General features: G+C 68.1%; 5 protein-coding genes. 1 reads left to right on the top strand and 4 read right to left on the bottom strand.

Annotated features, from left to right (window positions below):
• Positions 1-246 precede the first annotated feature (246 nt).
• Positions 247-2,922: an FtsX-like permease family protein gene (locus ASD75_RS04210; RefSeq protein WP_056743475.1), complete on the bottom strand. Its 2,676-nt coding sequence runs from the start codon at positions 2,920-2,922 to the stop codon at positions 247-249.
• Between the two features lie 159 nt (positions 2,923-3,081).
• Between ASD75_RS04210 and ASD75_RS04205 the strand changes: the two genes are divergently transcribed.
• Positions 3,082-3,510, top strand: coding sequence for an Hsp20/alpha crystallin family protein (locus tag ASD75_RS04205; RefSeq protein ID WP_056743473.1), 429 nt, complete (start codon positions 3,082-3,084; stop codon positions 3,508-3,510).
• 36 nt (positions 3,511-3,546) lie between these two features.
• Here the strand turns inward: ASD75_RS04205 and ASD75_RS04200 are convergent, their stop codons facing one another.
• The 3 genes from ASD75_RS04200 to ASD75_RS04190 are packed head-to-tail and all read right to left on the bottom strand — an operon-like array spanning position 3,547 to position 6,423.
• Positions 3,547-4,197: an ABC transporter ATP-binding protein gene (locus ASD75_RS04200; protein WP_056743471.1), complete on the bottom strand. Its 651-nt coding sequence runs from the start codon at positions 4,195-4,197 to the stop codon at positions 3,547-3,549.
• Positions 4,194-5,195, bottom strand: a complete 1,002-nt coding sequence (gene miaA / locus ASD75_RS04195) for a tRNA (adenosine(37)-N6)-dimethylallyltransferase MiaA (protein WP_056743508.1) — start codon at positions 5,193-5,195, stop codon at positions 4,194-4,196. The genes ASD75_RS04200 and miaA overlap by 4 nt, the downstream gene beginning before the upstream one ends.
• The gene (locus ASD75_RS04190; protein WP_056743469.1) at positions 5,182-6,423 is read right to left on the bottom strand and encodes a multidrug effflux MFS transporter; all 1,242 of its coding nucleotides are present in this window, start codon (positions 6,421-6,423) and stop codon (positions 5,182-5,184) included. The genes miaA and ASD75_RS04190 overlap by 14 nt, the downstream gene beginning before the upstream one ends.
• Between the last annotated feature and the right edge of the window lie 192 nt (positions 6,424-6,615).

The raw sequence follows: 6,615 nt of genomic DNA, 5'->3' as shown, positions 1-6,615 counted from the left end.
CGGCCATATGCCGGAATACTGATTTCATGGATTTCCCTCTTACTCTTATGTACGTTATGTACGCGGCAGCTCAGTCTTGCATTGCCACGTGACTGTGCCCGGGGCGTGGCGGACAACGCTGGTCACGCCTTGCCGCCACCTGCGCTTCTATGTCGCTTGCGCTGGCATTTCAAAGGATGATTATCAAAATCTTCCGAGATTGCAAACAATTTTTAACGGCGCTATTGAATGATCACAAGTGGTGTGTCACCAGTCCTCTTTCACCGCCATCACCGCATCCCTTCCCGCCGCCGCCCGGCCCGCCAGCCATGCGGTGACCGTGCCCGACACAACAACGGCAGCACACAGCCCCAGCAACCTCCAACCCGGCACCGCCAAATCCATCGTCCAGTGAAAACTCTGCGGGTTGACCACGTGCACCAGCACCACGGACACGGCCAGCCCCAGCAGCACGCCCGCCGCTGCACCCACCGCCGTCCACGCGGCCCCTTCGCCCGCCACCACGGTCAGGATCTGGCGCCGCGTGAGGCCCAGGTGGGCGAGCAGGCCAAACTCCTTGCGCCGTGCCAGCACCTGGGCGCTGAAGCTGGCGGCCACGCCGAACAGCCCGATGCCGATGGCGACGGCCTGCAGCCAGTAGGTGACGGCAAAGCTGCGGTCGAAGATGCGCAGCGAGCGTTCGCGGATGGTGGCGGCGGAGCTGAATTCCACCAGGGCCTCGTTGCCGTCGCCCGTGGTGGCGCCCGTCGCAGTGGAGGGCTGGCGGCCGGCTTGGGTCGCAGCGACTGCGCGGATGGACGCCTGCAAGGCAGACACATCGGTGTCCTCGCTGGGCCACAGGGCCAGGTCGCTGGTGCGGGCGTCGCCGGTCAGGCGCAGCCACACCGCGCGGTCCATCACCACGGCGCCGGTTTGCCGGGCGTAGTCCCGCCAGATGCCTGCTATGTAAAAGATAGCTGTTGGCGCATGATTCTCTAACGCTTGGGGGCTAAGAGCCTTGGAAAATGCAGGCCACTCCATGCCGGGGCGCAGGCCGTACAGGTCCACCACGGCCTCGCTGATGTACACGCCGGTGCGGCCGGGGGGCACCGGCAGGGCCTCGCCCACCAGGGGCAGGGTCTGGGCCGGGTCATCGCCCAAGGGGCGGCTCAGCACCGTGAGCGAGGGCAGGGTGGGGGACAGCTGCAGCGGGCTGGCGCGCAGGGGCTGCACGCGGTCAAGTCCTGGCAACTGGCCCACCGCTTCTGCAAAGCCTGCAGGTAGCAACGCGGCCTCACCGCCGCCCGTGCCGCCTCCACCGATGGCCGAGCGTACGTACAGCGGCGACGGCAGCACCGCGTCCAGCCACTGTGTGACCGAGCCGCGAAAGCTGGACACCATCACCGTCAGCGCAACGGCCAGGCTGAGGGATGCGACCACGCCGCCCACCGCGATGGCAGCGCTGCCCCGCATGCGCCGCGCGCGCTCCAGCGCCAGCAGTGGCAGCGCATGGCGTGCGGCCAGGGGCTGCAGCCATGCCAGCAACCGCGCCATGCCCCAGGGCAACAGGGCGATGCCACCCACCAGTAGCAGGGCAATGGCGACGTACGCGGCCAGTGGAATGCCAAATACGGGTGGAGCGATAGTCAAAATTGCCCCGGCAGCTATCAAAACGATACCAACAGTGCCCTTGTCCGCCTGGCTGGCTGCGGCGCCAAGGCCCTTCAGGGTCTGGGCCGGGGGCAGGGTCTGCGCGGCGCGTGCGGGCCACCAGCCACCCGCCAAGGCGGCCGCCACGCCCAGTGCGCTGTACACCAGGGCGGCGGGGGCGCTCCATTGCAGCGCGGGCCGCACGCCCGCAAAGTAGCCACCGCCCAGGTCGCCGCCCAGCAGTTTCAGCGCTGTGGCCGCCAGCGCGGTGCCCAGCGTTATGCCCAGCACGCTGCCCAGCAGGCCCAGCGCTGCCGACTCTGCCAGCACCAGTGCCAGCCGCTGGCGCGGTGTGGCGCCCAGCACGGCCAGCAGCGCAAACTGCGGCCCGCGCTGCGCCACGCTGAGGGCCAGCACCGAGAACACCAGAAACGCCCCGGTGAACAGTGCCACCAGCGCCAGCACCGTCAGGTTGACCCGGTAGGCGCGCGACAGGTTGCTGATGCGCTGGGTGGCATCGCCGGGCTGCGCCAGCACCAGGTTGGCAGGCCAGCCGGGCTGCGCGCGCAGTGTGGCTTCCCACGCAGTGCGGTCGGTGCCGGGCTGCAGTTGCAGGTCGATGCGGGTGAGTGCGCCCGCGCGGCCAAACAGATCTTGCGCAGCGCCAATGTCCATCACGGCCAGCGGCGCGCCGCCGGCGGTCACGGTGCCCGCCACCTGCACCGTGAGCGCCTGTTGCAAACCCACCTGCAGCGTAAGGCGGGGCAGGGGCGACGATGGTGCTGGAGCGGCGGCAGAAAGCCCCAGCACCTGCAGCGCGGCCGTGTTGAGGAACACCGTGGCGGGTGCGAAGAGGGCAAACCGGTCGGCGCTGTCCCAGGGGCGTGGCACCAGCGCTGGGGCCATGGTGGGCAGCAGAAGTGCATCGGCGCCCAGCACGCGGATGGGCGTGCGAAGGGACTGGTCTTTGGCGCCCGCTGTTGTAGCTGCCTGCGCTACGGCCGACAGCTCCAGCAGCGGGCTGGCTCGGGCCACTTGCGGGTCGGTGGCCAGGCGTTCGTACAGCGCCTCGGGCAGGCTGCCTTGCATGGCGCGCAGCTCCAGGTCGGGCTGACCGTTGACGGCGCGCACGGCCTGCGAGAACTCGTCCAGCGCCGACGCATTGATCACATGCACCGCAAACGCCAGTGCCACACCCAGCATCACGGCCGCCACCGCTGCTGAGCTGCGCCAGGGGTGATGGCGCAGGTCTTGCCAGGAGAAGGTGCAGAGCAGGGCGAGCATGTACTGCATTGTGGCCGCAGGCGTTGGGAGCCTGGGTTTTTGACGCACATCAACCTTGCATTTCAACCCCCTTGAAGCCGCGATACCGCAGGCCTATCTTGGTGTCAGGGCCCGCCCTCCTGTGCTGGCTCAGTTGTCTGTTTCAACCCCTTTTCAGGAGCCAAAACCATGAACTCTCTCGTGACCCGTGGCAGTCTGTTTGACGACTTTTTCAAGGACATTGCCCCCGGCTTTTACGTGCGCCCGCTGCATGGCGACAACCTGCCTTCGCCCAGCCAGATCAAGGTGGATGTGAAGGAAACCGAAGGTGGCTACACGGTGCAGGCCGAGGTGCCCGGCGTGGCCAAGGAGGACATCCATGTCTCGCTCGAAGGCAATGTGGTGAGCCTGCGCGCCGAGGTGCGCCAGCACGATGAAAAGCGTGAGGGCGAAAAGGTGCTGCGCAGCGAGCGCTACTTTGGCGCTGTGGCCCGCAGCTTCCAGCTGCCCGCCGATGTGGACGCCGCGCAGGCCAAGGCCAAGTACGACAACGGCGTGCTGACGCTGAACCTGCCCAAGAAGGTGAACAAGGCGGCGCAGCGGCTGAACATCGAGTAAGAGCCCGCAGCCGCTTTGGCTGCAATGGGGATCTGCCTAACCGGCGATGCCGCTGGCCGTGAGGCGCAGCACGCGGTCGGCCCGCGCCGCAGCAGCGTCGGAATGGGTGACCAGCACCAGCGATGCGCCGTGCTCGCGTGTCTGCGCCAGCAGCAGGTCCATCACGCGCGTGGCGGTGGTGGGGTCGAGGTTGCCGGTGGGCTCGTCGGCCAGCAGCAGGGCGGGGCGGTGTACCAGTGCGCGGGCGATGGCCACGCGCTGCAGTTGGCCGCCGCTGAGCTGCTGCGGCAGCCGTGCGCTGAAGGCCTCCAGGCCCACAGCGGCCAGCATGTGCTGCACCCGGGCCGCGTCGGTTTGGCCCAGCAGCATCAGCGGCAGGGCCACGTTCTGTGCCACGTCCAGGTGCGGCAGCACGTGGAAGGCCTGGAACACAAAGCCCACATGCGCACGGCGCCACAGCGCACGGGCGGTGTCGTCGAGCTGGCCCAGGTCGGTGGTGCCGTGGGTGATGCTGCCGGTGTCCCAGGTATCCAGCCCCGCCAGGCAGTTGAGCAGGGTGGACTTGCCCACGCCCGAATCGCCCACGATGGCCACAAACTCGCCGGGTGCCACGGCGACCTGCACGTTGGCGAACACCGGCGTGCTGCCGTAGTGCTTGCCCAGGTTCTCCACACGCAGCAGCGTCATGGCGTGGGCTGCTCCAGGCGCTGCAGCACGGCCTGCACCAGCGTGGCCACGGCATGGGGCTGGTCGCAGGCGATGGCGTGGCGCTGCGGCATGCTGCGCAGCCAGGTGATCTGGCGCTTGGCCAGTTGCCGTGTGGCGGCAATGCCGCGTTCGCGCAGGAAGGCCGTGTTCAACGGGGTGCCCGCAGGACGGCTGGCCTGGAAGTCGAGTTCTTCCCACACCTGCCGGTAGCCTACGCAGCGCATGGAGGGCAGGTCGGGGTGCAGGTCGCCGCGTGCGCGCAGGGCCGCCACCTCATCAATGAATCCTCCGGCCAGCATGGTGTCGAAACGCTGGGCGATGCGCTCATGCAGCCAGGCCCGGTTGTCGGGTTCTAAGGAAAAAAGCGCACTGGCGCCGGTGTTGTTTGTGTTGTCTGCTACTTTTTTGATAGTGTGAAAGCTCGACAACGGCTGGCCCGAGACATGCCAAACCTCCAGCGCACGTTGAATGCGCTGGCTGTCGCCGGGGGCCAGGCGCGCGGCCGTCACTGGGTCCACACGCGCCAGCTCGGCATGCAGGGCAGGCCAGCCCTGCTCGGCCGCCTGGGCTTCGATCTTGGCGCGCACCTCGGGGTCGGCGGCGGGCATGTCGTCAATGCCATCAAACAGGGCCTTGAAGTACAGCATGGTGCCGCCCACCAGCAATGGCAGTGCGCCGCGCGCGCGGATCTCGACGATGAGCCGGGTGGCGTCCTGCACAAACTCGGCGGCGCTGTAGGCCTGCAGCGGATCGCGGATGTCGATGAGGTGGTGCGGCACGGCGGCGCGCTCGTCGGGCGTGGGCTTGGCGGTGCCAATGTCCATGCCCCGGTACACCAGGGCCGAGTCCACGCTGATGATCTCGACCGGCCGGCCCTGTTTGCCCAGCACGGCGGCCAGCGCCAGTGCGCCGGCGGTCTTGCCCGACGCCGTGGGGCCCGCCAGAGCGATGGTGGGGAGGGTGTCAGGCGTGCTCACGGGGCGCTCCAAACTTCTGCACCAGCGTCCACGAGATCACGGCCAGCACCACCGACCAGAACCAGATCCCCTTAACCAGAGGCCACACCGTGCCATCGAGCCGCAGGCCCAGCCAGCCGCCAATGGCAAAGGCCGCCAGCATCATCATGAAACCGTTGAGTGCGGATGCGACGCCTGCCGCCTTGGGGAAAGGTCCTACGGCGCCACTTTGCCCGCAGGGCTGGTGGATGCCGTGCGCCACCATGAACAGGTAGAACGGTAGCGTCAGTGCCCAGGGGTGGTGCCAGCCCATCCAGGCCACCAGCGCCATCAGCGTGCCGCCGCTGGCGCTCAAGGCCCCGGCAATGGCCACCGTGCGCTGCAGGCCAAACCGTGCCAGCAGAGCGCGGCACACGAAGGTGCCTGCGAAGTAGGCCACGCAGGCAGACGCCATGACCCAGCCATACATGGTGCGCGTGAGGCCCAGCACGTCGATGTAGACGAACGAGGACGACGCCAGAAAGGTGAACAGCCCGCCATAGGTGGCCGTGGTCTGCAGCGAAAACGCCCAGAAGGTGGGGCTGCGCAACACCTGTTGCCAGGTGCCCACCAGCGCACGGGGCTGCAGCGCTTGGGGGTTGCGGTGGGCCAGGGTCTCGGGCAAGCGCAAGGCCACCAGCGCCAGCGTGACCACGGCGTACACCGTGAGTGCCAGCAGTGCAGCACGCCAGCCCAGCCATTCGCTCAGCAGGCCACCCATGGGCGCGCAGATGCAGGCCACGATACCCAGCCCAGTAAGCGCCTTGGACATGGCGCGGGCGCCCTCCAGCGGGGTGTACAGGTCGCGCACGATGGCGCGCGCGCACATCACCACGGCCCCCATGGCAGCCCCCTGGGCGATGCGCCACAGAATGAGCAGACCCATGGTCGGCGCAAAGGCACTGCCCAGCGAGGCCACGGTGTAGATGGTCAGGCCCGCCAGCAGGATGGGGCGGCGGCCAAAGCGGTCAGACAGAGGACCCCACACCATCTGCGAACAACCAAACGCCAGCAGCAGCCCGCTGAGCGTGAGCTGCGCCGCCGCCATGGGCGCACCCAGGCTGCGGGTGAGCGCGGGCAGCGCGGGCAAGTACAGGTCGGTGGTGACGGGCTGGATGGACAGCAACAGGGCCAGCACCAGAATGGCCAGGCCGGGTTGGACAGAGGCAGGGGCGGCCGCAGACGCTGCGGTGGCGGAGGGGGCAGACATATCTGTCTGAGCGTACCAGAAGGGGTGGGCTCGCCGCAGGCAGGGCGGTGGACCCAGGCGGTGAGAACTTGCGCAAATTTATGTATGACAAAGGTCGCGCGGGTGACATCCTGCCTTGCGCGGGGCGCAGCACCATGGTGGGCGGTGGCTGGCAGCCCGTCATGCCTTGGACGCTGTTCTGAGGGACGCTTC

The sequence above is a fragment of the Acidovorax sp. Root568 genome, assembly GCF_001427445.1.
In the GTDB taxonomy this organism is placed as follows: Bacteria; Pseudomonadota; Gammaproteobacteria; order Burkholderiales; family Burkholderiaceae_C; genus Acidovorax; species Acidovorax delafieldii.
This window is presented reverse-complemented; position numbering and strand designations above follow the sequence as displayed.